Source organism: Streptomyces sp. NPDC002306 (assembly GCF_053593435.1).
In genome coordinates this window covers 571,977-598,731 of the sequence record NZ_JBSFCK010000001.1, presented here as the reverse complement: position 1 = coordinate 598,731, position 26,755 = coordinate 571,977, and the positions used below count along the sequence as shown (strand labels likewise).

The window sequence follows — 26,755 nt, the reverse complement described above, 5'->3', positions numbered from 1 at the left end:
CTGTGACACGCTGAGAGGAGAGCCCGCGGCCGGCGTGGGACCGGGACGTGAGGTGTGCGGGGCGTGCGATGGGGACGGGTCGTCGGCCAGGCCGGGCGGAGCATCGCGGTGTGGGCCGTCTCCACGGTCACCCTCCTCGTCCTCGCGGGCATCCTGCCGGACTTCCAGCTCCAGTCCGCCGACGGTGACAGCGCCACCCGCATAGCCGTCACCGCCGCGTGCGGCGCCGGCGCCTTCGGTGTCCTGTCGGCCGTCGTGTGGCCCCTTCTCGTACGGCTCCTGCTGCTGGTCCCCGCCCTCGTCCTGGGCCTGCTGGTCTTCTTCCTCAACGGCTCGCTCCTGCTGCTCGCCCTGCGCCTGAACCCCTCCGGCAGCAGCGAGGCGGCCCCGGAGACCGCCGTCATCGTCGCCGCCGTGATGTCCGCCGTCGCCTCCGCCACCGGCGCCGCCCTGGCCGTACGCGACGACGACGCCTACCGCAGCCGGCTCCGCCGTCTCGCCGCCCGCCGCAGCAGAGGACGCCCGCCGTGCCCGGCCGCCCCCGGCACCGTCCTCCTCCAGTTCGACGGCGTCGGCCACGACGTGCTCGTGGACGCCGTCGGCAAGGGCCTGATGCCCACCGTCGCCGCCTGGCTGGGCGCCGGACCCGACACCACCCCGGCCGCGACCACGCACCGGCTGACGCCCTGGCGCACCGACTGGTCCAGCCAGACCGGCGCCAGCCAGCTCGGCATCCTGCACGCCAGCAACTTCGACGTGCCCGCCTTCCGCTGGTACGAGAAGGACAGCCGCGAGGTGATGGTCTGCAACCGGCCGACCAGCGCCGCCGAACTCCAGCGGCGCGCCGTCGAACGCACCGGCGACGGCGGACTGCTTACCCTGGACGGCGCCAGCCGCGGCAACCTCTTCGGCGGCGGAGCCGAGGAACAGGCCCTCGTCCTGTCCAGCGCCGCCCGCCGCGGCCGCCGCAACCGCTCCCGGGCGGGCTACTTCGCCTACTTCTCCGACCCCGCCAACGCCGTGCGCACCGCCTTGTCCTTCGTCGCCGAGGTCGGCCGCGAGATGGTCCAGTCGACCCGGGCCCGCGCACGCGGACAGCGCCCGCGCGTCAAGCGCGGCGGTCTCTACCCGTTCGTCCGCGCCTTCGCGACGGTCGTCGAACGGGACGTCGTCGTGGCCGCCGTGATGGGCGACATGCTCGTCGGCCGCGCCGCCGTCTACGCCGACCTGGTCGCCTACGACGAGGTCGCCCACCACTCCGGACCGCGCAGCCGGGACGCCGAGCAGGTCCTGCGGCGCCTGGACCGCTCCCTCGCGCTGATCGGAAAGGTCGCCGAGCACGCCCCGCGGCCGTACCGCGTCGTGGTGCTGTCCGACCACGGGCAGAGCCCGGGCGAGACCTTCCGCTCCCGCTACGGCCTCACCCTCGGCGACCTCGTACGGGCCGGCTGCGGACTGCCCGTACCGCGCCGCGCCGAACGCACCCGCAGCGGCACCGAGGCGCGGGCCGCCGTCCGGGCCGCGCTGAGACGGCCCGTCGAGGAGAGCGGCGAACGGCACCACCCGGCCGGCCGCCGCTCGGAGCCGATCGTGCTGGCCTCCGGCAACCTCGGCCTGGTCTCCTTCCCCGCCGTGCCGCACCGCATGACCAGGGAGGAGATCGACGCCCGGTACCCCGGGCTGCTGCCGACCCTCGCCGACCATCCCGGCGTCGGCTTCCTCCTCGTGCGCAGCGAGGAACACGGCGGGCTGGTGCTCGGCGCGCGCGGCGCCGAGATCCCGCTGGACCGGCTCGACGAGGATCCCGGCCCGCTCGCCGTGTTCGGACCGGGCGCCGCCGACGCCGTGCGGCGCACCCACTCCTTCCCGCACACCGCCGACATCATGGTCAACTCCAGCCACGAACCCGCCGACGGCGAAGTCCTCGCGTTCGAGGAACAGATCGGCTCGCACGGCGGTCTCGGCGGGGCCCAGGGCCGCCCTTTCCTGATGTTCCCGCTCGCCTTCTCCCCGCCGGTCGAGAGCGACACGGAACTCGTCGGCGCCGAGCACCTCCACCAGGTCCTGCGCCGCTGGCTGCGCGAGTCGGACGGCCCGCAGGTGCCGTTGCGGCCGCGGCGGGAGGAGCGCGCCGCCTGAATATTCGGCTGCGCCGCCGGAAGCCTGCGCACACACTGATCGCATCCGGCGGCGCGCATCGGCGCGCTCGCCCCGATCCCCGCAAGGAGTGCTTGCTTTGCAGGCAGCCGTCACCGTCACGCCCTCCCGCATCCCGGAACTGCTGCTCGGTCTCGCCACCGTGCGGCCCGTCTTCGTCTGGGGTGCCCCCGGCATCGGAAAGTCCTCCCTCGTCCGGGAGTTCGCCGAGTCGCTGGGCCTGGAGTGCGTGAGCCTGCTCGGCACCCAGCTGGCGCCGGAGGACCTGATCGGGGTGCCGCAGATCCGGGACGGGCGCTCGGTGTTCTGTCCGCCGGAGACGATCGCGCGCGACGAGCCGTACTGCCTGTTCCTGGACGAGCTGAACGCGGCGACGCCGGACGTGCAGAAGGCGTTCTACTCGCTGATCCTGGACCGCCGCATCGGCAGCTACGAACTGCCCGAGGGCTCCATCGTCATCGGGGCCGGGAACCGGGCCACCGACAACGCCCTCGCCCGTCCGATCGCCTCCGCGCTCGTCAACCGCCTCGCCCACGTGCACCTGGAGGCCTCCGCCAAGGACTGGCTCGGCTGGGCCGCCGCCCACGGCATCCACCCCTGGATCCTCGACCACCTCACCGACCGGCCCGACCACCTGTGGTCCAAGCCGCCCAAGACCGAGGAGCCGTTCTCCACGCCCCGCTCGTGGCACATGCTCTCCGACGCGCTGCACTCCTTCGGCCGTGACCTCGACGAGGACACCCTGAAGGTCGTCGCGCACGGCACGCTCACCCCGGCGCACGCCGTCGCCTTCTGCGGTTACGTCAAGATCGTCCGGAGCCGGTTCGGCATCGAGGCGATCCTCAGGGGCGACGCCGGCTGGCCGAACCGCCAGGAGGACCGCGACCTGCTCTACTACCTCGCCGAGTCCTTCCGCGGCCGGCTCGTCAAGGAACTCCCCGCGAGCAAGGAGCACCTGTCGGCGAACGGCCGGCAGACCGCGTACACCGCCAAGTCGCTGCTGGTGCGGCTCGCCGAGATCTCCGTCGAGGTCGCGCAGAGTGTCATCGCCCCGGACGCCGACGGCAACCCCGTCCTGCCCGCCTGGTTCCTCATCGAGGCCGCCCGCGACATGCCCCGGCTGGTGGAGGCGCGCCGATGAGGCGCGCACCGCGCGAGAAGAAGCCTGATCCGGCGGCCGAGGACTGCGCCAAGGGCGTCCAGCTCGTGCGGGCCAACCCGGCGCTGGCCGCGCTCGGGGCCCACCTGTGCCGCGAGAAGGACTGCCCGGCCGCACCCCGCGACGGCCTCGTCCGTGTCACCTCCGGCGGCCGCCTCCATCTGCACCCCAACCGCCGCGCCGAGCCCGCCGAGTGGGCCTGGGCCATCGCCCACGGCCTCATCCACCTCGGCTTCGGACACGTGCCCGCCCAGCGGGGCGAACGCGAACAACCCGACCGCGCCCTCCTCGCCGCCCGCTGCACGGTCGTCAACCGCTTCCTGCTGACCTTCCCCGTCGGACGCGCCCCGGACCACCTGCCGTTGTCGTACCCGGGAGGTGACGAGGAACAGCTCACCGCCCGCTGGCGCCGCGACGGCGTGCCGCCCGCCTACGAGCAGGGCGGCACCGCGGGCGGCGAACCCGACCAGCTGCTCGTGCCCTGGACCGACCGGACGCCGCCCACCGACTGGCAGCTCACCTTCGCGCACGCCCTCACCCGCACCATGGCCACCGCGATGGACCTGGCCGGCGGCCGTCGCGACTCCATGGACGGCGGCCCCACCCGGCTGCGGCCCTGGGCGGAGGCCCTGAGCTGGTTCGTCTCCTCCTATCCGCTGCTCGGCGGCATCGCGGCCGGCATCAAGCTGGTCGCGGACGCCGAACTGGCCCGCGCCCACGGCATCGCGATCGCCGCCGTCGACGCCGAGGCCGGCGAGATCTACGTCAACCCCCTGTGCCACCTCGGCGACGAGGAATGGCGGTTCGTCCTCGCCCACGAGATGCTGCACGCCGCGCTGCGCCACGGCGACCGCTGCGGCGCCCGCGACCCGTTCCTCTTCAACGTCGCCTGCGACTACGTCATCAACGGCTGGCTGTGCGACATGCAGGTCGGCACCATGCCCGAGGGACTGTTGTACGACCCCGACCTGGCCGGCCTGTCCGCCGAGGAGGTCTACGACCGGATCGCCGGCGACCTGCGCCGGACGCGCCGGCTGGCCACCCTGCGCGGCAAGGGTGTCGGCGACGTGCTCGGCGGCCCGCTCGGAGCGCCCCGCGAGTACGTCGACCTCGACGCGTTCTACCGCCGCGGCCTCGCCCACGGCCTGGACCTGCACCAGCGGCAGGAGCGCGGTTTCCTGCCCGGCGGCCTGGTCGAGGAGATCCGTGCCCTCAGCCACCCCCCGCTGCCCTGGGACGCCCGACTGGCGCGCTGGTTCGACGAGTTCGTCCCCCGCCCCGAACCCGTGCGCTCCTACGCCCGTCCCTCGCGCCGCCAGTCCGCCACCCCCGACATCCCCCGTGCCGGGCGCCATTTCCCGCCCGAGGAGATCGCCCGCTGCACCTTCGGCGTCGTCCTCGACACCTCGGGCTCCATGGACCGCGTCGTGCTCGGCAAGGCCCTGGGCGCGATCGCCTCCTACGCCGAGGCCCGTGACGTACCGGCCGCACGCGTCGTCTTCTGCGACGCGGCCCCGCACGACGCCGGCTATCTCCCGGTCACCGAGATCGCCGGGCGGGTCCGGGTGCACGGGCGCGGCGGCACGGTCCTTCAGCCCGGGATCGACCTGCTGCACCGGGCGGACGACTTCCCGCCCGGCGCGCCCGTCCTCGTCATCACCGACGGCTGGTGCGACGTACTGCGGGTGCGGCGCGAGCACGCCTACCTGATCCCGCAGGGGGCCCGGCTGCCGTTCACCGCGCGCGGACCGGTGTTCCGGGTGCGCTGAGCCGGAATGTGATCGGATGGTGCGCAGGCATCCCCTGCCGGGGAATCCACGCGAAAGGAAGAACCGTGGCAACCACGCGCTCCGCACACACCGTCTGGGAAGGCAACCTGCTCGAGGGCAACGGAGTCGTCACCTTCGACTCCTCCGGCATCGGCCAGCAGCCGGTGTCGTGGCCGTCGCGCGCCGAGCAGGCCAACGGCAAGACCAGCCCCGAGGAGCTGATCGCGGCCGCCCACTCCAGCTGCTTCTCCATGGCGCTGTCGCACGGCCTGGCCGGCGCCGGCACCCCGTCCACCAAGCTCGTCACCTCGGCCGACGTCACCTTCCAGCCGGGTGAGGGCATCACCGGCATCCACCTCACCGTCGAGGGCACCGTCCCCGGCCTCGACAACGACGCGTTCGTCGCCGCCGCCGAGGACGCCAAGAAGAACTGCCCGGTCAGCCAGGCCCTCACGGGAACCACCATCACCCTGTCGGCGAAGCTCGCCTGATCCGGCGCCCCACCCGTCCGCTCGCGCGGGCCGCCCCGGCGGGCGGTCCGCGCGAGCGTCCGTCGGGGGCCGGGCGATTCCCGACGCGTCGCCCCTGAGGCCGCGCCGGCGTCGTCCGCGACCCGTCGGAGCGGCGCGGGAAACCGCCGCTCCGGCCCGCTCCCGGACCAGCCCGTCGGACGGGGCATCCTGCCCGCCCCCTCCCCGTAATCCCCCCGGGAGTCGACCGCGATGCCGCCACGACCCGCCGTCTCCGCCCACCGGGGCGGTTCCGAACGTTTCGGCCCCGCCACCTGGCAGGCCTACGAGGACGCCCTCGCGTCGGGCGCGGAGTACGTCGAGTTCGACATCCGGCGCACGGCCGACGACGTGTACGTCGTCCACCACGACGCCCGGGTCGGCCACAGCGGCCGGCCGCTGTCCCGGCTCACCCACACCGAGCTCGACGAACACGCCGGATACCGGGTCCCCGCCGTCGAGGAGGTGATGGCGTTGATCGCCGGGAAGCTGGTGGGCCACCTCGACCTCAAGGAGGTCGGTCACGAGCGCGAGTTGATCGACCGGGCCGTCGCCCTGCTCGGGGTGGACGGGTTCGTCGCCACGACCCTGGAGGACCGCTCGGTCGCCGCGATCACCGAGGCGTTCCCGGGCGTGCGCACCGCGCTGTCCCTGGGCCGCGACCGCAGGGAGGTGGGGTCGGCCCGGCTGGCGGCGACCCGGCTGAGCGAGCTGTTCCCCCTGCGCCGGGTGCGGGCCTGCGGTGCCCACGGCGTGGCCGTGCACCAGCGGCTGGCCCGCGCCAACGTGCTGCGCGAGGCGGACCGCAACGGACTGTTCACGATGGTGTGGACGGTCAACGACGATCCCGCCCTGCGTGCCTTTCTGGGCGATGCTCGCGTGGACGTACTGATCACGGACCGGCCCCGGCGGGCGGTTCAGCTGCGCGGCGAGCGCCCGGACCCGGACCGGTCCGAACTGGCCGCGGCGGAGCGGCCGAAGCCCTGAGTCCATCGGCCGGCGGGCGATGGGGCGGCCGTCGTGCCGCGTCGGGCCGGCTCGTCCGCCCTCGCCCCGAGGACGACGGCCGCCATGCCCTGGCGCCCAACGGCCTTTTCTGCGAGGGGCCTTGGGACGGGGGTCCGGAAGAGGCGACCGTGCCATTGACAACCGCCCCCTCACGATTTGTTCTGGAGTGCGAGGTTTCCTGGCGGAAGGGGAGCACGATGGGACGTCCGGTCGGGATCGATCTGGGGACCACCAACTCGGTGGTGGCCGTACTGGAGGGCGGAGATCCCACCGTGATCGCCAACGCCGAGGGCGCGCGGACCACCCCCTCGGTCGTGGCCTTCGCCAAGAACGGCGAGGTGCTCGTCGGTGAGGTCGCCAAGCGGCAGACCGTCACCAACGTCGACCGCACCGCCCGTTCCGTCAAACGGCACATGGGCGCCCCCGACTGGCGGTTCCCCGAGCAGGGCGCGGTGGACGGCACCCGCTACCGCGCCCAGGAACTGTCCGCGCGGGTCCTCCAGAAGCTGAAGCGGGACGCGGAGGCCTACCTCGGCGAGGACGTCACGGACGCCGTGATCACCGTGCCCGCCCACTTCGACGACATCCAGCGCCAGGCCACCAAGGAGGCCGGCGAGATCGCGGGCCTGAAGGTGCTGCGCATCATCAACGAGCCGACCGCCGCCGCCCTCGCCTACGGGCTCGACCGCGGCGAGGAGCAGACCGTCCTCGTCTTCGACCTCGGCGGCGGCACCTTCGACGTGTCCCTCCTGGAGATCGGCGACGGCGTCATCGAGGTCAAGGCCACCAACGGCGACACCCACCTCGGCGGCGACGACTGGGACCAGCGGGTCGTGGAGCATCTCGTCGCCCGCTTCAAGGGCCAGTACGGCGTCGACCTGGGCAACGACAAGATGGCGCGGCAACGCCTGCGCGAGGGCGCGGAGAAGGCCAAGATCGAACTGTCGTCGTCCTCCGAGACGACGGTCAACCTGCCCTACATCACCGCGTCGGCCGAGGGCCCCCTCCACCTCGACGAGAAGCTGACCCGCTCCCAGTTCCAGGAACTCACCGCCGACCTGCTCGACCGCTGCCGGACCCCCTTCCACCAGGCCGTCAAGGACGCCGGTGTGAAGCTCTCCGCGATCGACCACGTGATCCTCGTCGGCGGCTCGACCCGGATGCCCGCGGTCACCGACCTGGTCCGTGAACTGACCGGCAAGGACCCGCACAAGGGTGTCAACCCGGACGAGGTCGTCGCCGTGGGCGCCGCGCTCCAGGCCGGTGTCATCCGCGGTGACGTCAAGGACGTCCTGCTCCTCGACGTCACCCCGCTGTCCCTCGGCATCGAGACCAAGGGCGGCATCATGACCACGCTGATCGAACGCAACACCACGATCCCGACCCGGCGTTCGGAGACGTTCACGACGGCCACCGACAACCAGCCCTCGGTCGGCATCCAGGTCTACCAGGGTGAACGCGAGATCGCCGCCTACAACAAGAAGCTCGGTGTCTTCGACCTCACCGGTCTGCCGCCCGCCCCGCGCGGCGTCCCGCAGATCGAGGTCGCCTTCGACATCGACGCCAACGGGATCATGCACGTCTCCGCCAAGGACCTGGCCACCGGCCGCGAGCAGAAGATGACCGTCACGGGAGGCTCCAAACTGCCCAAGAACGACATCGACCGCATGATGCGCGAGGCCGAGCAGTACGCCGAGGAGGACCGGGGGCGCCGGGAGGCCGCCGAGACCCGCAATCAGGCCGAGCAACTCGTCTACCAGACCGAGCGGTTCCTGCGCGACAACACGGAACAGGTCCCGGCCGACACCAGGGCGGAGGTCGAGTCGGCGATCGGCGAGCTGAAGGGACTCCTGGACCGGCAGGCCGACACCGACGCCCTGCGGGACGGCGTCGAGAAGCTGGCCACGGTCAGCCAGCGGATGGGCCAGGCCATGTACGCCCGGGCGCAGCAGCAGACCCCGACGGCCCCGACCGAGACCGAGGCCCCGCGGGACGCCCGGGACGCCGGGGACGACGAGGCCGTCGTCGACGCGGAGATCGTCGACGACGACCGGGACCCGAGGGGCGGCGCCGCCTGAGCGGACCCGCGCCCGGTCCGGCCACGGGGCGGCGCGCCACCGGTCGCGACACGCCGCCCCGGCCCCGTACGGCTCAGGACTTGCGGGCGACCCCCGCGTACACCGGCACGATGCCCTCCGCCTGCGCCGCCACGTCCTCCGGGTCGGGCCGCCACCCGTACACCGGGATCACGCCCGGTCCCAGCAGCTCCAGACCGTCGAAGAAGCGCGCGAACTCGGCGAGCGTGCGCGGGTAGAACGGGGTGCCGCTCCGCTGGAAGAGGTTCTTCGCGCCTTCCATCGCCTTCGGGCTGAGGTCTGGGGTGACCTGGGACAGGATCAGGTAGCTGCCGGGGGCGAGCGCGGAGACGTACTTCGCCAGCAGGCCGTGCACGTCGTCGCCGTCGGCCTCGTCGCCCAGGTAGTGGGTGAGCGCCACCAGCGACAGCGCGACCGGCCGGGTGAAGTCCAGGGTCTCCGCGGCCAGCCGCAGTACCGTGTCCAGGTCGCGGACGTCGGCGTGCACGTATTCGGTGCTGCCCTCGGGCGTGCCGGTCAGCAGCGCCTCCGCGTGCCGCAGCACGATCGGGTCGTTGTCGGCGTACACGACCTTCGCGTCCGGCGCGACCTCCTGCGCCACCTGGTGCAGATTGGGTTCGGTGGGGATGCCCGTGCCGATGTCGAGGAACTGGCGTATCCCCGCCTCGGCGACCGTGCGCACGGCCCGCCGCATGAACCGGCGGTTGGCGCGCGCTCCGCGCACCACCGTGCCGTCCACGGCGAGGATCCTGCGGGCCAGTTCCTCATCGACGGGATAGTTGTCCTTGCCGCCCAGCCACCAGTCGTACACCCGCGCCGGATGGGGCCGACTGGTGTCGATGCGGGTGGGCGCGGCGTCGGAACCGGTCATACGCTGTCTTCTCCTTGAGCTCAGGTCTGGGGCTGGGGTCTCGGGTCCGGGGGCTCGGGCGGGAACGTGGGGCCCACGGGGGTGCGGCCGCGCGTCAGTACGCCTCGCGGTAGCGCTGGAGGATCTTCCTGGTGCGCTGCGCCGACGCGGCATGCGTCGCCATGTGGTCCAGGACCTCCAGGTGCGCCGAGACCTCCTCGCGCGAGTCCAGGTACAGCGCGCCCGTCAGATACTCGGTGAACACCATGTCGGGCAGTTCGGGCTCGGCGAACCGGAACAGCGAGAACGGCGCGTACGTCCCCGGGTGCGGACCCGCCTCGAACTCGGCGACCTGGAGCGTGACACGGTTGCGTTCGGCCAGTTCCAGCAGCTTGTCCAACTGGTCGCGCATCACCTCGCCGTGGTCGCTCACCGGGCGCAGCAGCACCGTCTCGTCGATGATCACCCACAGATGCGGCGGATTCTCCCGCTCCAGCAGCCGCTGCCGGGTCATCCGCAGGGACACGTGCCGCTCGACCGTCTCCGCGCCCTCCTGCGCGAGCGTGCCGCCCTCCATGACGGCCCGCGCGTACGCCTCGGTCTGGAGCAGACCGGGCACGAAGTGCGGCTCGTACGAACGGATCAGCCGGGCGGCGCCCTCGAGACTGACGTACATGCTGAACCACTCGGGCAGCACGTCGTGGAACCGCTGCCACCAGCCCGGCTGGTTCGCCTCCTCGGCGAGCGTCACGAACTGCGTCGCCTCGTCCGCCGCCACGCCGTACGTGTCCAGCAGCACCTGCACGTACGGGATCTTCAGCGAGACCTCGGCCGTCTCCATCCGCCGCACGGTCGCCGGCGCCACCCGCAGGATCCGCGCGACCTCCTCGCGCTTGAACCCGGCCGTCTCTCGGAGCTCCTGCAACCGTCTGCCGAGCACCACTTGGCCCACGGTGGGAGCGGGCCGACGCTCACTCACGCCTCGTCTCCCCTGTATGTCGTCGGAACCGGGCCAGTGTGCCACGGGACCGGCGACCGCACAGGCGACCGAGAGAATCGGTTCGATCACACCTTGTCTCAAGTCCCCAGCGAGCGGAGGTACTTGACCGTCGCCGGATCGGCGGGCAGGAACGTCTCGATGGCGAGTTCGGCGACGGTGACGTCCATCGGGGTGTTGAACGTCGAGATCGACGAGATGAACGACAGCACCCGGCCCTCGTGCTCGATGAGCATCGGCAGCGCGAACGGGGTTACGGGTGGCTCCGGTTCGCGGCCGCGTGGCCCGGCCGCCGGCTCCGGATAGGCCGCCACCTCCTCGTACAGCGCGCGCAGCGCGTCCGAGCGGTACAGGGCCGTCTGCCGCTTCATCTGCGCCAGCAGATGCGCCCGCCACTCGGGCAGGTTGCGGATGCGCGGCGCCAGGCCCTCCGGGTGCAGGGTCAGCCGCATCGCGTTCGGCGACGGCTCCAGGAGCGACTCCGCGACGCCCGCCAGCAGCATCGTGACGCCCCGGTTCGCCGCGAGGACGGTGTACGTCGCGTCCACCACCAGCGCCGGATACGGCTCGTAGCCCTGGAGCAGCCGCTCCATGCCGTCGCGCAGCGCGTCCAGCGCCGGGTCGTCCAGCGGCGTGCGCGGGTAGTGCGGGGCGTAACCGGCCGCCAGCAGCAGCGCGTTGCGCTCGCGCATCGGCACGTCCAGGTGACCGGCCAGCCGCAGCACCATCTCCTCGCTCGGCCGGGACCGGCCCGTCTCGACGAAACTGATGTGCCGGGCGGAGGAGTCCGCGCGCGAGGCCAGCTCCAGCTGACTCAGCCGACGCCGTTCCCGCCACGCCCGTAACAGCGGCCCCACCCCTCTTTCGGATCTGCCCTGCTTGCCCCGCCTGTCGGGCTGGTCCGGGGGGACGGCTGCGGACACGGCCTCGGACCGGGGGGTGGACCCGGCTGCGGACGGGGCATTCGTCATGGGGACGACCGTAGACCAGGCCCGGCGCGACCTGGCGGCACACCCTGGTGGCGGCACCCCTGACCAGGGCCGCGGCAGCCGTCCTGTGGCACGCTGGACAGGTACGCGACACCCAGGAAGGGAGCGAGGGCATGGCCGTCGAACCGCTGTCGCAGAAGGAGATCGAGGACGGGCTGGCCGGCCTGCCGGGCTGGACCCTCGACGGGGACCGTCTCGCCCGCTCCTACCGGCTGGCGTCCCACTTCGCGGCGACCGCTCTGGTCGTCCACATCGCCCAGGTGCAGGACGAACTCGACCACCACTCCGACCTCACCCTCGGCTACGACACCGTCTCGCTGACCGTGAACACGCACAGCGTGGGTGGCGCCGTGACCCGTCTGGACCTCGAGCTCGCCCGGAGAGTGGAGGCCCTGGCCCCGGGACACGGAGCCCGCTGAGGACGCGCCCGGACCGGAACGGGGGAGTACCGCGTGCTGGACTACGACAAGGAAGCGGAGCGCTACGACGCCTCCCGCGGCGGTGAGCCCAGGGCCGCCGCGGCCGCCGCGGCCGTGCTCGGCCTCATACCCGCCGGGGCGCGCGGTCTGCTCGACGTCGCCTGCGGGACCGGCATCGTCACCCGGCGGCTCGCCGCGGCCCGTGACGGCATCCGGGTCACCGGCGTCGACCTCTCGCCCGCCATGGTCCGGCACGCCGCGGCCCGGCTGCCCGGCGCCATCGTCCGGGCCGACAGCCGCCGACTCCCCTTCCCCGACGCCCGGTTCGACGTCGTCACCAGCGTCTGGCTGCTGCATCTCGCGGACACCGACGAGGACGCGCGGACCATCGTCGGCGAGTGCGCCCGGGTCCTGCGGCCGGGCGGGGTGTACGTCACCACGGTCGACAAGGCCGCCGCCCACAACGTGGGCAGTGACATCGACGCCGTACTCGCCTCCCGGCCGCCCCGGGCGGCCCGTGACGCGGCCCGGCGCGTCGAGTCGTACGCCCTCGCGCACGGTCTCGAACCGGCCGGGCGGGCCCGCTTCACCGGTCGCGGCCAGGGCCGCAGCCCCCGCCGGACGATCGCGGACCTGCGGCGCGGCTGGTTCGTCATGCTGCCGCCCGGCGAACCGCTCGCCGAGGAGTTCGCCGCGCGCCTGGGGGCCCTGCCCGACCAGGACCGGCCGCGCCCCGACCCGCGCTTCAGCCTGCGGGCGTACCGGCGGCCGACCGCGTGAACTCCATCGTCCAGTCGGTCAGCCAGGTCACCCCGCCGTCGACCGAGAACGCCTGCTCCCAGCGGGCGGTGGCCGGCGAGATCCCCGACCACACGAACCGCACCCGCACATCTTTGCCGTGGTGCGTGTCATCGCCGTAGAACTCGCCGCGGCCGTCCTCGAAGCGGCCGAGGACCGGCGGGAACAGCTTTCCGCCGCGGCTGGAGGCCCAGTTCAGCGACCACTGCTTCGCCTCCGGGTCGAACAGCCGCAGCGTCAGCCCCTGCCAGCCCTGGCTCGGCACGTCCATCTCGTCGACGTTCGCGGCCCCGCCGAACAACGGCCGGCAGTGGTTGGTGGCACCGAACTCCTCCCAGTCGGCGCCGGGATCGAGGAAGTCGGTGCGGCGGCGGTTGCGGATCTCCCAGTCGCCGTGGAGGAAGTCGAAGTCGTGCGGGCCGCTCATCGTCGGTCTCCCGTCGTTCCCTCGGGCAGCGCGTCGGTCATATAGGCGTCCAGATCGGGGACTTCGGGCGCGAGCAGGTGCCGTACCCAGGCGTCCCGTTCGTGCAGGACCGGCGGCAGCTCCCACACGCAGCCGATCCAGGGCACGTCGAGCGTGACGAAGTGCGTGGGGTCGCGGTCCGGGCAGCCCAGCACCGGCTGCCCCGCCGAAGCGCCCCTGAAGTGCAGGACGTTGTCCCACACCCAGCTGTAGGCGTTGAGATAGGCGCCGTCGTCGCCACCCCGGTGCAGCACCACGAACGTCGCGGGCGGGGTGCCGTCCGGCTCCGGCAGCAGCTTCGGCAGGATCGCGTACGCCGCCTCCGCCACCTCGGGCGCGATGCCCGCCGGGTCCGCGGTGACGTGGTAGCGCTTGACGCGCCGTCCCGCCACCTCGATCGGCGGCGGCACGGTCAGCAGTTTCTCCGTGAAGGCCATGCACGGCACGCTAGGACCGCTTCACTGACATCCTGTGTCAGTGAAGTCCAGCCGACTCGTCTCGATCCTGCTTCTGCTCCAGACCCGGGGCCGGATGACCGCCGCCCAGCTCGCCGGAGAACTGGAGGTCTCCGTCCGCACGGTCTACCGGGACGTGGAGGCCCTGAGCGCGGCAGGCGTCCCGCTGTACGGTGACGCGGGCCACGCCGGCGGCTACCGCCTCCTCGACGGCTACCGCACCCGCCTCACCGGCCTCACGGCGGACGAGGCCGAGGCCCTCTTCCTCGCCGGCGCCCCCGGTCCGGCCGCCGAACTCGGCCTCGGCCCGGTCCTGGCCGCCGCCCAGCTCAAGGTCCGCGCCGCCCTCCCGGCCGAGCTGCGCGCCCACGCCGACCGCGTCAGCGGCCGTTTCCATCTGGACGCCCCTGGCTGGTACGCGGACGCCGAGCAGGCCCCGTTCCTGGCGGCCGTCGCCGACGCGGTCTGGAACAGCCGCGTCCTGCGCGTCACCTACCGCCGCTGGCGCGAGCCCACCGATGTCGAGCGCCGCCTCGAACCGTACGGACTGGTCCTGAAGGCCGGCCGCTGGTACGTCGTGGCCGGTCCCGGCCCGCGCACCTACCGCGTCGACCAGATCCTCGAACTGCACGTCTGTGAGCAGGAGTTCGAGCGTCCCGAAGCCTTCGACCTGACCGGGTACTGGACGGCGTACCAACGCGCCTTCCACGACCGGCTGTACCGGGGGAGGGCCGTGGTGCGGCTGGCGCCCGGCGTCCGGCTCACCGGACCGGCGGGAGCCGCGGTCGCCGCCGACGGCCGTACGGACGCGACCGGTTGGACGGTCGCCACCGTCCCCATCGAGTCGGTCGACCGGGCGCACGCCGACTTCCTGCGCCTGGGCACGGACATCGAGGTCCTCCGGCCACCCGAACTGCGCGCCCGCATCGCCCGCACGGCGGCGGAGTTGGCCGAGAGATACGGCAACTCACCCTAGAGCGACTCCACTGGGCGGGTGACCTGCACTCCCTCGCCACCGGACGCGTCAGCCGCCCTCGCTCAGGCTCGGCGGCGCGCGGAGGAACTCCGACCGGCCCAGAGTTGAAGGGCAGATCCAGACGCGGGAGAAGGGGCGACGACCGGGCGGCCCCCGTGCGGGTGGGGCCGCCCGGCGCGGTGCGCGGAGCGATGGCGGGGACCTATTCGAGGAGCTCCGCGTACGCACCCATGGCCAGGGCGATGTCCGCCTGGGCCCAGAACCGGTGATATGTGAACACGGGCGCGGCACCGCCCGCGAGGTAGCTCTCGATCTTCGACCAGGCCGGGTCGCTGCGGTAGAACGACCGGAGGGAGGCGAAGGTCGAGGACGAGCTGATCGTGTCCCCGTTCGGCATCCTGCCGCTCCAGCCGCTCGGCACGTACACACCGTCGTCGAAGCGGTTGTAGTCGGCCCGGGTCTCCGGGACGGCGACGCCCAGGCTGTCCCGGTGGTTGCCCCACATGCCGTCCAGGAGCGCCTTCGCCGTCGTCCTGGCCCGCGCGTCACCGGACCTGGCGGCGTAGTACGTCAGGGTCTTGGCGTACGCGGCCGCCACGCCGACATCAGCGGTGTAGTCGGCGACGGTGACGTGCAGGCCGCTGTTGGCTCCGGGACTCGACGCGTTCCAGGTGTCCGGCTGCCCGGACCACTGGAGCGTGGAGGGAATCAGATAGGTGCCGTCCGGGTTGACCGTGGTCTTCGACAGCGCCCAGTCGACCCACTTGTCCAGGACCGCCTCGGCCTGGGCGTTCCCCGTCTGCTGGTAGTACTCGGCGACCCGCTCCATCGACCACGCCTGGAAGCCGAACCACTGGTTGGACGGCGGGTCGTGGTAGACGGGCTGCTGGTCGTAGTACATGCCGTAGAAGGTGGACGTACCGGCCGGCGGTGTCGCGTACCGGCCCGCCCAGCTGTTGGTCGCGCCGCCCGCGATGGCGCCCTCGTCCGACTGGAGCCAGCGGTAGAACTCCAGCTGCCGGCCGAGGGACTTGGCCCAGTCCGCCTGTCCCGTCGCCGACTTCGGCCTCAGGTCGGCGGAGGAGCTGAGCGCGTAGGCCGCCAAGGGGTTCTGGTAGCCGCCGTGGACATGGCTGGAGCCGATGCGCCAGGCCCAGCCGGCGCTCGTGTCCGTGGCACCGCCCCACGCGTAGTACCAGGACAGCAGGTAGGCCGAGGCGTCCTTGCCGGTGCCGGCCGGGCAGGCCGACGGTCCGACACAGTTGCCGATCTTCTTGAAGTACTTGTCGTACATGGCGTAGCGCAGATAGTCGCCCATCTTCGCCGCCTTGCCGACGGTGGCCGACACGTCACCGCCCTTGCCCTGCGCCTTGGCCCACACGTCCGCCCAGTACGCGGCCTGCACCGCGCGCGCGTCCGCGTCCGGGGCGTCGGTGTACTTCCACTGCCTGGCGTACGACGCGTCACCGGTGAAGAGGTCCAGGTAGCCGTTCGCGCCGCCGTACTTGAAGGCGTCGCAGGTGGGCTGCGGCACCGTCTCCCACACCGACTCCTGCACACCGCGCTGGAAGGTGTTGATGTACGAGGGGCCGGTCGCCGTCGGGCCCGCCTCGCACTTGCCGGGCTCGTCGCCGTAGCCGTAGACGTTGTCGACGTCCTGGAGCCAGTGCATGCCGTAGACGTCGTCCGTACCGTACGCGGTCCTCAGTTCGCCGGCGATCGGATCCGACCCGACCGGGACCGCCGTGTCCAGCCTCGCCGGATACGCGTTCGGCGTGTCCAGCTCGGGCGCGTACGTCGCCGGTTTCGAGGCGTTGTAGAAGGAGTTCGTCGGCTGGTCCGCGTGGGTGGGGATCATGTACCTCTCCATGAGGTCCCACGCGCCGTTGAACTTGGACCAGTCGCCCGAGACCCTGCCGTACATGGCCTGGAGCCAGAGGAGGTAGCTGTACGCCTCCGACGTGGTCTCATGGCCCTGGTCCGGAGCCTCGACGATCAGCGTCTCGACCGAGTGGTAGGGAATGCCCTCGGGCGAGAAGTAGCCGTTCGCCGGGTCGGTGATCTTCCCGTAGAGGTCCAGGAAGCGGGCGTCGTACTCCTTCGAGGCGGCGATCTGCGTGGCCGTCACCGTGGCCTTGGCGTGCCCGCCGGCCGTCGATTCGAAGGTGGCCGCACCCGTGCCGGAGGCGGCCGCGGTGATCGTCACCCGTTGCGCGGTGCTCCAGTTGGCCGGTGTGAACGTGAGCGAGGCGCCGCCGGTGACCGACAGGCCCGTGTTGCCGCCGGTGCGCGCGGTGGTCACCGTGACGTTCGCGCCGGGCCGCGTCGAGAGCTTCACGTCGTAGCCGGCCGTCCCGCCCTGCCGGACGGCCAGTTGACCGGTCGAGGCCACCACGGCGGGACCCGCGGCGACCGTGACGCCGACCGGCGTGGACTCCGCCGACGCGCCCAGGCTGTCGTAGGCCTTCGCCAGCAGTGAATGACTGCCCACGGTCAAGCCTGAGGCCGAGAGCGAGTAGGGCGCGCTGGTGTCCGTGCCGAGCAGCGTGGTGTCGTCGTAGAACTCCACCTTGCCGATCGTCGCGTTGTCCGCGGCCGCGGCGGTGGCGGCGAGCGGGACCGCGTCGCCCTGCGTGTAGACCGCGCCCGGGGCGGGGCTGGTCAGCACGGTCAGCGGCGGCTGGTGCGCGCCGGTGCAGGGGGTGCCGTTGACCGCGAAGGCGGTGGGGGTGGTGTTGGTGCCGCTGTAGGTGAACTGCGCGCCCGTGCCGACCGCCGCGCCGGCGGCGATCGTCCGGTTGTAGGGGGCGTTGGTCACGGTGATCGACGCACCGGACTGGGTCCAGCCGCCGTTCCAGCCGCTGACCAGCTTCTGGTTGCCCGAGTAGGCGTACGTCAGGGTCCAGCCGTCGATGGCGTCCGTACCGCGGTTGGTGAGGGTCAGATCCGCGGTGAAGCCGGAACCCCAGTCGTTCGTGCGGTAGTCGACGCTGCACCGCAGCGGCGCCGCCTGGGCGGGCGCCGTGCCGGCGGCGAGCAGCGACAGGGGGAGCGCCAGGGCCGTCACGGCGGCGGCCCATGGCCGCCGTACGGCTCCGTGTTTTGAGGGTGGGGGATGCATGGTGCTGGTTCCTCCTTGCGGCTCGGAGAAGTCAAGGCTTGAACCAGTGGGAGCGCTCCCATAGTGCGGACGGGGGTGGAGGCGGTCAAGGTGCTTGAAGAGTCGAAGCGATTCGACGGCCTTCCTTGGGGAAAAGTCAGCAACTCCCCTGTTCTTCCCCGTCACTTGGCGCTACGTTCCTTCGCACCAGTGGGAGCGGTTCCATCAGTCGACGCGTCCGCCACGACGCGCACGAGCTGCAAGGAGTCGCTCATGCGACACCCCCCGCGTTCACATCTTTTAGTCGGAGCCGGTGCGATCGCCCTCATCGGGACCGCGGTCGTACCGGTCGTCACGGCGCAGGCGGCCGCGCCCGCGTGCACGGTGGAGTACTCCGTCGTCGGTCAGTGGGACTCCGGTTTCCAGGCCGCCGTGAAAATCACCAACAACGCCGCACCTCTGAGTGGTTGGAGCCTCGGCTTCGACTTCTCCGGCGGCCAGAAGGTCACTCAGGGCTGGAACGCCAAATGGACCCAGTCCGGCACCACCGTGACCGCGCTGAACGAGAGCTACAACGGCACCCTGGGCACCGGTGCGAGCGTCAGCGCCGGATTCCTCGCCTCCTGGTCGGGCGGTAACGCCGTACCGGGCACGTTCAAGCTCAACGGCACCCCGTGCAACACCGATGTGGAGCCGACACCTACACCTACACCGACCGGGCCTCCCCCGGGCGGCGGGGCACCGGCACTGCACGTCTCCGGGAACAAGCTCGTGGACGCCGGCGGCACCACCCGCCGCCTGCTCGGGGTCAACCGGTCCGGTGGCGAGTTCATGTGCGTCCAGGGGTACGGCATCTGGGACGGTCCCGTCGACGACGCCGCGATCAAGGCGATCGCCGACTGGAAGGCCGACACGGTCCGCATCCCGCTCAACGAGGAATGCTGGCTCGGCCTGTCCAACATCAAGCCCGAATACGCCGGCGTCCACTACGTCGACGCGGTGAAGGACCTCGTGGCCCGGATCGAGGCGCACGGCATGACGCCGGTCGTCGAACTCCACTGGACCTACGGGCAGTACACCGGAAACTCGGCTGGCTGCTCCGACGTCCACGCCACCTGCCAGAAGCCGATGCCGGACATGCGGTACACGCCGTCGTTCTGGTCGTCGGTGGCGAGCACCTTCAAGAACGATCCGGCCGTCGTGTTCGACCTGTTCAACGAGCCCTACCCGGACCGCGCCACCCCCACGACCACCCAGGCGTGGCAGTGCTGGCGCGACGGCGGTACCTGCTCCGGCATCGGCTACGAGGTCGCCGGTATGCAGGATCTCGTCGACTCCGTCCGCGGCGCCGGTGCGCGGAACCTGATCCTGGCGGGCGGTCTCGCCTACTCCAACGACCTGAGCCAGTGGCTCGCCTACCGTCCCACCGACCCGGTGGGCAACCTCGCCGCCGCGTACCACGTGTACAACTTCAACACCTGTGCGAGTGAGAGCTGCTGGAACTCCACCCTCGCTCCGGTGGCCGCCCAAGTGCCGCTGGTGGCAGGGGAGATCGGGGAGAACACCTGCTCCCACTCCTTCGTCGACCAGGTCATGAAGTGGTTCGACGACCGCCACCTGTCCTATCTGGGCTGGACCTGGAACACCTGGGACTGCTCCTCCGGCCCGTCCCTCATCTCCGCCTACGACGGCACCCCCACGTCGTACGGACTCGGGCTGCGCGACCACCTGCGCGCCCTCAAGGGATGACCCCTCACCGCACACCACGGGTGACCGATCACCGCACACCACAGGTGCCCCCTGACCGAACACCACGGGTGGCCCTTGACCGCACCCCACGCGCGACCGATCACAGCGCACCACGGGTGACCCCTGACCACACTCCACGCGCGACCGATCACCGCACACCGCACCCACCCATGTCCGCTCACGAGCACCACGGACGACCCATCACCGGACACCACAGAAGGAATCCGCACTCATGAGCCGTAGCAGAACAGCGGTACTCGCCGCCCTGGCGCTGGTCGCTGGGGCCACCGGAACGGCCGTCGCCGCCGCACCCGCGGACGCCGGCATCGCGGCCGTCCCCTGCACCGTCGCCTACGCGGTGCAGAACCAGTGGGACACCGGCTTCACCGCCGCCGTCACCGTCACCAACAACAGCGCCGCCAAGAGCGGTTGGTCGGTGAAGTGGGCGTACGCCGGCAACCAGAGGATCACCAACGGCTGGAACGCGAAGATCACCCAGAGCGGGACCGCCGTCACCGCGGCCAACGAGACCTACAACGGGACGCTGGCTACCGGAGCCTCGGTCAGCTTCGGCTTCCAGGCCTCCTACAGCGGCACCAACGCCCTCCCGGCCACCTTCACCCTCGACGGCGTGACCTGCAACGTCGACGACGGCGGTGGAGGCGGCACGGACCCCGACCCCTCCGGCAAGGTCGACAACCCCTACGCCGGCGCCAAGGTGTACGTGAACCCGGAGTGGTCCGCGAAGGCCGCCGCCGAGACCGGCGGCAGCCGGATCTCCAACCAGCCCACCGGTGTCTGGCTCGACCGGATCGCCGCCATCAACGGCGTCAACGGCGGCATGGGCCTGCGCGCCCATCTCGACGCCGCCCTCACCCAGAAGGGCACCGGCGAGGAGGTTGTCCAGCTGGTCGTCTACGACCTGCCCGGACGGGACTGCGCGGCCCTCGCCTCCAACGGCGAACTCGGCCCGACGGAGATCGACAAGTACAAGACGCAGTTCATCGACCCGATCGCGGCCATCCTGGCCGACCCGAAGTACGCCGCCCTGCGGATCGTCACCACCATCGAGATCGACTCGTTGCCCAACCTCGTCACCAACACCGGCAGCCGGGCCACCGCCACCGCCGCCTGCGACACCATGCTCGCCAACGGCAACTACGTGAAGGGCGTCGGATACGCCCTCAACAAGCTCGGCGCGATCCCCAACGTCTACAACTACATCGACGCCGGACACCACGGCTGGCTCGGCTGGGACGACAACTTCGCCCCCTCCGCCCAGCTCTTCCACCAGGCGGCCACCGCCGAGGGCGCGACGGTCGCCGACGTCCACGGCTTCATCACCAACACGGCCAACTACAGCGCCCTGAAGGAGAACAACTTCACGGTCAACGACTCCGTCAACGGCACCTCCGTGCGCCAGTCCAAGTGGGTCGACTGGAACCGGTACGTCGACGAACTGTCGTACGCGCAGGGCTTCCGCAACCAGCTCGTCTCGGCCGGATTCAACTCCGGCATCGGCATGCTGATCGACACCTCCCGCAACGGCTGGGGCGGCACCGCCCGGCCCGCCGGACCGGGCGCCACGACCAGCGTGGACACCTACGTCGACGGCGGGCGCTACGACCGCCGCATCCACATCGGCAACTGGTGCAACCAGTCCGGTGCCGGACTCGGCGAGCGGCCGAAGGCGGCCCCGGCCACCGGGATCGACGCGTACGTGTGGATGAAGCCGCCGGGTGAGTCCGACGGCTCCAGCAGCGCCATCGCGAACGACGAGGGCAAGGGCTTCGACCGGATGTGCGACCCGACGTACACGGGCAACGCCCGCAACGGCAACAGCCTCTCGGGCGCCCTGCCGAACGCGCCGCTGTCCGGGCACTGGTTCTCCGCGCAGTTCCAGCAGCTGATGCGCAACGCCTACCCGGCGCTGTAGGACGACGACCCGCCTCCGCCGGGGTCGGCCCCCTCCCGGGCCGCGCCCCGGCGGACCGCGCTCCACCAGGAGTGCTCCCGCACGGCGCGTCGCACGCGCCGTGCCGGACGGGCACCCCCGGCAGTTTCCCCGGGTATTTTTTGCCGTCCCGGCAAGAGAGCTGGCCCTCGCGTGGTGGATGGGCCCAGGCTGACGGCATCCGGACGAGAGGCTGACTTCCATGGCGCATCACCACCACACCCACGACCACACCGAGGGCGGACGCGCGACCGACATCGACTGGGCCCAGATGGCCACGATGCTGGAGACGCAGGCGGAACTGTTCGCCCCGATGTACGCGCGGGCGCTCGCCTGGCTCGCGGAGAGTGTGCCCGAGCCCGGCCTGATCGTCGACGCGGGCAGCGGACCGGGCGTCGTCTCCTGCCAGTTCGCCGAGACGTTCCCGGACGCGCGTGTGGTCGCCGTGGACGGCTCCGTACCCCTGCTGGAGCGGGCGAAGGCACGTGCGGACCGCCTCGGGTTCGCGGACCGCTTCGGCATCCTGGCCGGTGATCTCCCCTCCGTGCTCGCCGAGTTGGACTACCCGGCCGACCTGCTGTGGGCGGCCCGCAGCCTGCACCACCTCGGTGACCAGGCCGCCGCCCTGGCCGCCTTCGCCGACCGGCTGGCACCCGGCGGCACGCTGGCCCTGCTGGAAGGCGGCCTGCCCTCGCGGTTCCTGCCGCGCGACCTCGGCTTCGGCCGGCCCGGACTCCAGGCGCGCGTCGACGCGGTGGAGGCGGAGTGGTTCGCGCGGATGCGCGCCGAGCTCCCCGGTACGGTCACCGGAGCCGAGGACTGGCCCGCTCTGCTGACGGCCGCCGGTCTGGAGCACACCGGAACCCGTACCTTCCTGCTGGACCTGCCCGCGCCCGTGTCCGAGGCGGCCCGCGCCCATGTCGCCGATTCCCTGACCCGGCTGCGCGACGCCTGCGCGGACGGCATCGACCCCGAGGACCGCGCCGCCCTCGACCGCCTCCTCGACCCGGACGACGAGGCGAGCGTCCACCACCGCCCGGACGTGTTCGTGCTGTCCGCCCACACGGTGTACACGGCGGTCCGCGTCGCCGAGTGACCGGATGACCGGGTGACCGATCGGCACCGTCGGCCGGACAGCCGGCTCGGTCGTGCCGGGCTGTCCGGCAGCCGGACGGAGTCGACGTCGACACCGTCGCCGTACGGCCGCTCGGACAGCCCGACTGATGCTGCCGCCGGTTCAGTTGTTGTTGACGAACTCCTTGGCCAGCCGGTCGCCGAGGGTCACCGCCGCGCTGTGGCTCTCGATCGGGGACACCTTGGAGTTCGTGAACAGGATGTAGGTCACGCCGGAGTCGGCGCCGCCCGTCTCCGGGTCCGGGTCGATGCCGAGTGCCTGGGCGGTGGCGTACGAGGCCTCACCGATGATCTGCGTGGGGCCGGTGTCGCCGACGACCGCGTACTCGACCTTGTTGTTGTAGATCACCGCGACCACACCGCCGCCCTTGATGCCGGCGTTGGCGTAGTTCCAGGTGCCGCTGGCGCTGGGGACCACCACGTACGGCAGGGTGTCGGCGCGCAGCGGCTTGCCGTCGGACTGGTGGAACGCCGTGTCGGCCTGGAACCAGGGGTCGGTGCTCTCGCTGCACTTGGCGGTGCGCTGCCCGTCGCAGTCGATGTCGAGGTCGGCCTTCCAGAACACCGCGCCGTTCTTGCCGCAGACGGGGACCGTGGCCGAGGTCTCCTCGTCGGTGCGGTACTTGCCGTTGGAGATCTGGGAACAGGACGTCACCTTGGCGAGCAGGGCGGCCGCGCTGACCGTGCCCTCCCGCGGTGCGGGGGCCGCGCTGGACGAGGGGGCGCCGGAGGCGGTCGCGGGGAGCGCTCCGGAGGCGAGCAGGGCGGCCGAGGCGGCCGCGGCGAGGGCCAGTGTTCGAGTGCGCACTGTGGGGGGACCCTTCTGTTAGGAAAGTTTCCTTACCGGGTGCATCTAAAGTGGCTCATCGGCATGACCGCGTCAACCCCTGGGGCGGGTGCGGTGGGGCGGACGGGACCGGCGCGCGTCCATGGGGAGGCCGACGGGGTCGACAGGGTCGACCGGTCGACGGGGTTCAGTGGGGCTCAACGGGTTGGGTGAGTTCAACAGGGCGGCAGGCAACGGCTGTTGGACGTCCTCGGCCCCGTACCGGTTCCTCGCGCAGCCCGCAGCCCGCAGCCCGCAGCCCGCAGCCCGCAGCCCGCAGCCCGCAGCCCGCAGCAGCGGCCGGGCAGCCATCGCGCATACGCCGACACACCTGTGCCCCGGGCCCGTACGGGCCCGGGGCACAGGTCGCTACGGCAGGGTCAGCCGATGTCGAACGTCGCCGGGTCGGGACCGACCCGCCGGTTCTCGTTGAGCGCGCTGATCGCCGCGAGGTCCTCGGTGTCCAGGCTGAAGTCGAACACGTCGATGTTCTCCTTGATCCGTGACGGCGTCACGGACTTGGGGATCACGACGTTGCCGAGCTGGAGGTGCCAGCGCAGCACGACCTGGGCCGGGGTGCGGTTGTGCTTCTGGCCGATGGCCACGATCGCCGGGACCTCCAGCAGGCCCTTGCCCGAGCCCAGCGGCGACCAGGCCTCGGTGGCGATGCCCTGCTCCGCGTGGTACTCGCGTGCCGCGTGCTGCTGGAGGTGCGGGTGGAGCTCGATCTGGTTGACCGCGGGGATCACCGAGGTCTCGGAGATCAGCCGCTCCAGGTGCTCCGGCAGGAAGTTGGAGACGCCGATGGCACGGACACGGCCGTCCGCGTGAAGCTTCTCGAACGCCTTGTAGGTGTCGACGTACGTGCCACGGGACGCCAGCGGCCAGTGGATGAGGTACAGGTCGAGGTAGTCCAGGCCCAGCTTCCGGAGCGAGGTGTCGAACGCGCGCAGGGTCGCGTCGTACCCCTGGTCGCTGTTCCAGAGCTTGGTGGTGACGAAGACGTCCTCGCGGGGGATGCCGGCGGCGGCGATGGCCTTGCCGGTGCCCTCTTCGTTGCCGTAGATCGCCGCCGTGTCGATGCTGCGGTACCCGGCCTCCAGCGCGGTGGCGACCGCCTGCTCCGCCTCGGCGTCCGGCACCTGCCAGACGCCGAAGCCCAGCTGGGGCATCTCGACGCCGTTGTTCAGGATGATCGGGGGGACCTTGCTGCTCACGAGCTCTTGATCCTTCGGTTGTCCGTCAAGTGGTACTCCCATCGTGAACGATCACGGGCCGTGATGCATTCCTGACGAGGGAATCCGCCCGGACCACCAGGATGACGCTCAGGCCTGGTAAAGCGCCTGGACTTCACTCGCGTAGGCGTTCTCGATCGCTTTTCGCTTGAGTTTGAGCGACGGGGTGAGCAGACCGTGCTCCTCGGTGAACGGCTGGGCCAGAATGCGGAAGGTGCGAATGGACTCGGCCTGCGAGACGAGCGTGTTCGCCGCGACCACCGCGCGCCGCACCTCGGTCTCCAGGTCCGCGTCATGCACCAGCTCGGCCGGGGACAGCTGTGGTTTGCGGCGCATCTGCAGCCAGTGCTCCACGGCCTCCTGGTCGAGGGTGACCAGGGCCGCGACGTACGGGCGGTCGTTGCCGACGACGATGCACTGGTTGACCAGGGGATGGTCCCGGACGCGTTCCTCCAGGACCCCCGGGGAGACGCTCTTGCCGCCGGAGGTGACCAGGATCTCCTTCTTGCGGCCGGTGATGGTGAGGTAGCCGTCCTCGTCCAGGATGCCCAGGTCACCGGTGGCCAGCCAGCCGTCGTGCAGGGTCTCGTCGGTGGCCTTGGGATTGTTGAGGTAGCCCTGGAAGACGTTGTCGCCGTTCAGCCAGATCTCGCCGTCGTCCGCGATGTGCACGCTCACGCCGGGGATCGCCTGCCCGACGGTGCCGTAGCGGGTGCGCTCGGGCGGGTTGGCGGTGGCGGCGGCGGTCGACTCGGTGAGTCCGTAGCCCTCGTAGATCTGCACCCCGGCGCCCGCGAAGAACAGGCCGAGGCGCCGGTCCATCGCGGAGCCGCCCGACATCGCGTTGCGGATCCGGCCGCCCATCGCGGCGCGCACCTTGGAGTACACGAGTTTGTCGAAGACCTGGTGCTGCATGCGCAGGCCGGCCGAAGGGCCGGGCCCGATGCCCCACGCCTTGGTCTCCACCGCGTCGGCGTACTTCACCGCGACCTCGACGGCCTTCTCGAACGGGCCGGACCTGCCTTCCTTCTCCGCCTTGCGGCGGGCCGCGTTGAACACCTTCTCGAAGATGTACGGCACGGCGAGGATGAACGTCGGTCTGAAGGCGGCCAGATCGGGCATGAGGGCGGCGGCGTGCAGCTGCGGCTGGTGGCCGAAGCGGACCCGGCCGCGGATCGCGGCGACCTCCACCATCCGGCCGAACACGTGCGCGAGCGGCAGGAACAGCAGGGTCGCGGCCTCGTCGCCCTTCTTGGTGTGGAACACCGGCTCCCAGCGGTCGATGACGGTGTCCGCCTCGAACATGAAGTTGGCGTGCGAGAGGACACAGCCCTTGGGGCGTCCCGTGGTGCCCGAGGTGTAGATGATCGTGGCCGTCGACTCCGGGGTCACCGCCTCCCGGTGCCGGTGCACCACCTCGTCGTCGAGGTGGGCGCCCGCGTCGTAGAGCTCCTGCACACAGCCGGAGTCGAGCTGCCACAGCCGGCGCAGCCGCGGCAGGCGGTCGATGACGGTGGCGATCGTCATCGCGTGGTCCTCGTGCTCCACGATCGCCGCCGTCACGTCGGCGTCGTAGAGCATCCAGGAGCACTGCTCCGCCGAGGAGGTCGGGTAGATCGGCACCACCTGCGCGCCGACGGTCCACAGCGCGAAGTCGAACAGCGTCCACTCGTAGCGGGTGCGGGACATGATGGCGACGCGGTCGCCGAAGCGGATGCCCTGGGCCAGCAGCCCCTTGGCGAGGGCGAGCACCTCGTCGCGGAACTCGGCGGACGTCACGTCCCGCCACTGCCCCTGCTCGTCCTTGCGGCCGAGCGCGATGTGCAGCGGGTCCTCGTCGGCATACCGGAAGACGACGTCGGCCAGGCCGCCCACGGGCGGTGCCGACGCCGACGGAGGGTTGGTGAACTCGTGCAAACCCCGCTCCCCGCTCGTTGTGGCACTCCGCACAGCGCCGTGAAAGCTACCCCACGGTGGGACAGGGCGGGAGGGGGTGCGAAGTCGTGTGGTGGTCAGGTCAGCCCTGGTCAGTCGCGGAAAATGGGCTCACATGGGGAAGGGTCGGACAGAAAGCTGACGGTTGAGTAAGTTTCGCGACCGTAATCTCCA

The 26,755-nt window shown here is 71.5% G+C and carries 21 protein-coding genes; 12 read left to right on the top strand and 9 right to left on the bottom strand.

Annotation, left to right across the window (positions count from 1 at the left end; genetic code table 11):
- Positions 1–54: 54 nt before the first annotated feature.
- The 6 genes from ACWCQK_RS02570 to dnaK all read left to right on the top strand — a co-directional run bounded on the left by ACWCQK_RS02570 (position 55) and on the right by dnaK (position 8,680).
- On the top strand, positions 55–2,139 hold the full coding sequence (locus tag ACWCQK_RS02570; RefSeq protein WP_451151038.1) for a phage holin family protein: 2,085 nt from the start codon (positions 55–57) through the stop codon (positions 2,137–2,139).
- 97 nt (positions 2,140–2,236) lie between these two features.
- Positions 2,237–3,298 carry an ATP-binding protein gene (locus ACWCQK_RS02565; protein ID WP_451151036.1) on the top strand — a complete coding sequence of 354 codons (1,062 nt, stop codon included), beginning with the start codon at positions 2,237–2,239 and terminating at the stop codon, positions 3,296–3,298.
- Positions 3,295–5,085, top strand: a complete 1,791-nt coding sequence (locus ACWCQK_RS02560; RefSeq protein ID WP_451151034.1) for a vWA domain-containing protein — start codon at positions 3,295–3,297, stop codon at positions 5,083–5,085. Before ACWCQK_RS02565 ends, ACWCQK_RS02560 begins: the two co-directional genes overlap by 4 nt.
- 65 nt (positions 5,086–5,150) lie before the next feature.
- Entirely contained in the window at positions 5,151–5,576 is a 426-nt protein-coding gene (locus ACWCQK_RS02555) for an OsmC family protein (RefSeq protein WP_451151032.1), read from the top strand.
- A 231-nt stretch (positions 5,577–5,807) separates the two neighbouring features.
- Positions 5,808–6,581 carry a glycerophosphodiester phosphodiesterase family protein gene (locus tag ACWCQK_RS02550; RefSeq protein ID WP_451151030.1) on the top strand — a complete coding sequence of 258 codons (774 nt, stop codon included), beginning with the start codon at positions 5,808–5,810 and terminating at the stop codon, positions 6,579–6,581.
- 218 nt (positions 6,582–6,799) lie between these two features.
- A complete protein-coding gene (dnaK, locus tag ACWCQK_RS02545; RefSeq protein WP_451151028.1) occupies positions 6,800–8,680 on the top strand; it encodes a molecular chaperone DnaK in 1,881 nt (626 codons plus the stop codon).
- Between the two features lie 73 nt (positions 8,681–8,753).
- Here dnaK and ACWCQK_RS02540 read toward each other — a convergent pair whose 3' ends face one another.
- The 3 genes from ACWCQK_RS02540 to ACWCQK_RS02530 form a co-directional block, all read right to left on the bottom strand.
- Positions 8,754–9,569, bottom strand: coding sequence for an SAM-dependent methyltransferase (locus ACWCQK_RS02540; RefSeq protein ID WP_451151026.1), 816 nt, complete (start codon positions 9,567–9,569; stop codon positions 8,754–8,756).
- A 94-nt stretch (positions 9,570–9,663) separates the two neighbouring features.
- Positions 9,664–10,527, bottom strand: a complete 864-nt coding sequence (locus tag ACWCQK_RS02535; RefSeq protein WP_451151024.1) for a helix-turn-helix domain-containing protein — start codon at positions 10,525–10,527, stop codon at positions 9,664–9,666.
- Between the two features lie 98 nt (positions 10,528–10,625).
- Positions 10,626–11,516, bottom strand: a complete 891-nt coding sequence (locus tag ACWCQK_RS02530) for a helix-turn-helix domain-containing protein (RefSeq protein WP_451151022.1) — start codon at positions 11,514–11,516, stop codon at positions 10,626–10,628.
- 131 nt (positions 11,517–11,647) lie between these two features.
- Here ACWCQK_RS02530 and ACWCQK_RS02525 point away from each other — a divergent pair, with 131 nt between their 5' ends.
- Positions 11,648–11,953, top strand: a complete 306-nt coding sequence (locus ACWCQK_RS02525) for a 4a-hydroxytetrahydrobiopterin dehydratase (RefSeq protein WP_451151020.1) — start codon at positions 11,648–11,650, stop codon at positions 11,951–11,953.
- A gap of 33 nt (positions 11,954–11,986) precedes the next feature.
- Entirely contained in the window at positions 11,987–12,733 is a 747-nt protein-coding gene (locus ACWCQK_RS02520; RefSeq protein WP_451151018.1) for a class I SAM-dependent methyltransferase, read from the top strand.
- On the opposite strand, the gene ACWCQK_RS02515 is transcribed toward ACWCQK_RS02520, so the two are convergent.
- Both ACWCQK_RS02515 and ACWCQK_RS02510 read right to left on the bottom strand, forming a co-directional pair.
- Positions 12,699–13,178, bottom strand: a complete 480-nt coding sequence (locus ACWCQK_RS02515) for a hypothetical protein (RefSeq protein WP_451151016.1) — start codon at positions 13,176–13,178, stop codon at positions 12,699–12,701. The genes ACWCQK_RS02520 and ACWCQK_RS02515 overlap by 35 nt on opposite strands.
- Entirely contained in the window at positions 13,175–13,654 is a 480-nt protein-coding gene (locus ACWCQK_RS02510) for a hypothetical protein (protein WP_451151014.1), read from the bottom strand. The genes ACWCQK_RS02515 and ACWCQK_RS02510 overlap by 4 nt, the downstream gene beginning before the upstream one ends.
- A 40-nt stretch (positions 13,655–13,694) precedes the next feature.
- Here ACWCQK_RS02510 and ACWCQK_RS02505 point away from each other — a divergent pair, with 40 nt between their 5' ends.
- Positions 13,695–14,648 (top strand): helix-turn-helix transcriptional regulator, encoded by a 954-nt coding sequence (locus ACWCQK_RS02505; RefSeq protein WP_451151012.1) that lies wholly within the window; start codon positions 13,695–13,697, stop codon positions 14,646–14,648.
- A gap of 202 nt (positions 14,649–14,850) precedes the next feature.
- Here the strand turns inward: ACWCQK_RS02505 and ACWCQK_RS02500 are convergent, their stop codons facing one another.
- Entirely contained in the window at positions 14,851–17,769 is a 2,919-nt protein-coding gene (locus tag ACWCQK_RS02500) for a glycoside hydrolase family 48 protein (protein ID WP_451151010.1), read from the bottom strand.
- Positions 17,770–18,021: 252 nt separating this feature from the next.
- Here ACWCQK_RS02500 and ACWCQK_RS02495 point away from each other — a divergent pair, with 252 nt between their 5' ends.
- From ACWCQK_RS02495 to ACWCQK_RS02485, 3 genes are all read left to right on the top strand, one after another.
- Entirely contained in the window at positions 18,022–19,497 is a 1,476-nt protein-coding gene (locus ACWCQK_RS02495; RefSeq protein WP_451151008.1) for a cellulose binding domain-containing protein, read from the top strand.
- Positions 19,498–19,729: 232 nt separating this feature from the next.
- Positions 19,730–21,433 carry a glycoside hydrolase family 6 protein gene (locus ACWCQK_RS02490; RefSeq protein WP_451151006.1) on the top strand — a complete coding sequence of 568 codons (1,704 nt, stop codon included), beginning with the start codon at positions 19,730–19,732 and terminating at the stop codon, positions 21,431–21,433.
- Between the two features lie 220 nt (positions 21,434–21,653).
- The gene (locus ACWCQK_RS02485) at positions 21,654–22,547 is read left to right on the top strand and encodes a class I SAM-dependent methyltransferase (protein WP_451151004.1); all 894 of its coding nucleotides are present in this window, start codon (positions 21,654–21,656) and stop codon (positions 22,545–22,547) included.
- Positions 22,548–22,688: 141 nt separating this feature from the next.
- On the opposite strand, the gene ACWCQK_RS02480 is transcribed toward ACWCQK_RS02485, so the two are convergent.
- From ACWCQK_RS02480 to ACWCQK_RS02470, 3 genes are all read right to left on the bottom strand, one after another.
- Complete coding sequence (locus ACWCQK_RS02480; protein WP_451151002.1) at positions 22,689–23,393, bottom strand: glycoside hydrolase family 75 protein; 705 nt, start codon at positions 23,391–23,393, stop codon at positions 22,689–22,691.
- Positions 23,394–23,791: 398 nt separating this feature from the next.
- Positions 23,792–24,628, bottom strand: coding sequence for an aldo/keto reductase (locus tag ACWCQK_RS02475; protein ID WP_451151000.1), 837 nt, complete (start codon positions 24,626–24,628; stop codon positions 23,792–23,794).
- Between the two features lie 108 nt (positions 24,629–24,736).
- Positions 24,737–26,563 carry an AMP-dependent synthetase/ligase gene (locus ACWCQK_RS02470; protein ID WP_451150998.1) on the bottom strand — a complete coding sequence of 609 codons (1,827 nt, stop codon included), beginning with the start codon at positions 26,561–26,563 and terminating at the stop codon, positions 24,737–24,739.
- Between the last annotated feature and the right edge of the window lie 192 nt (positions 26,564–26,755).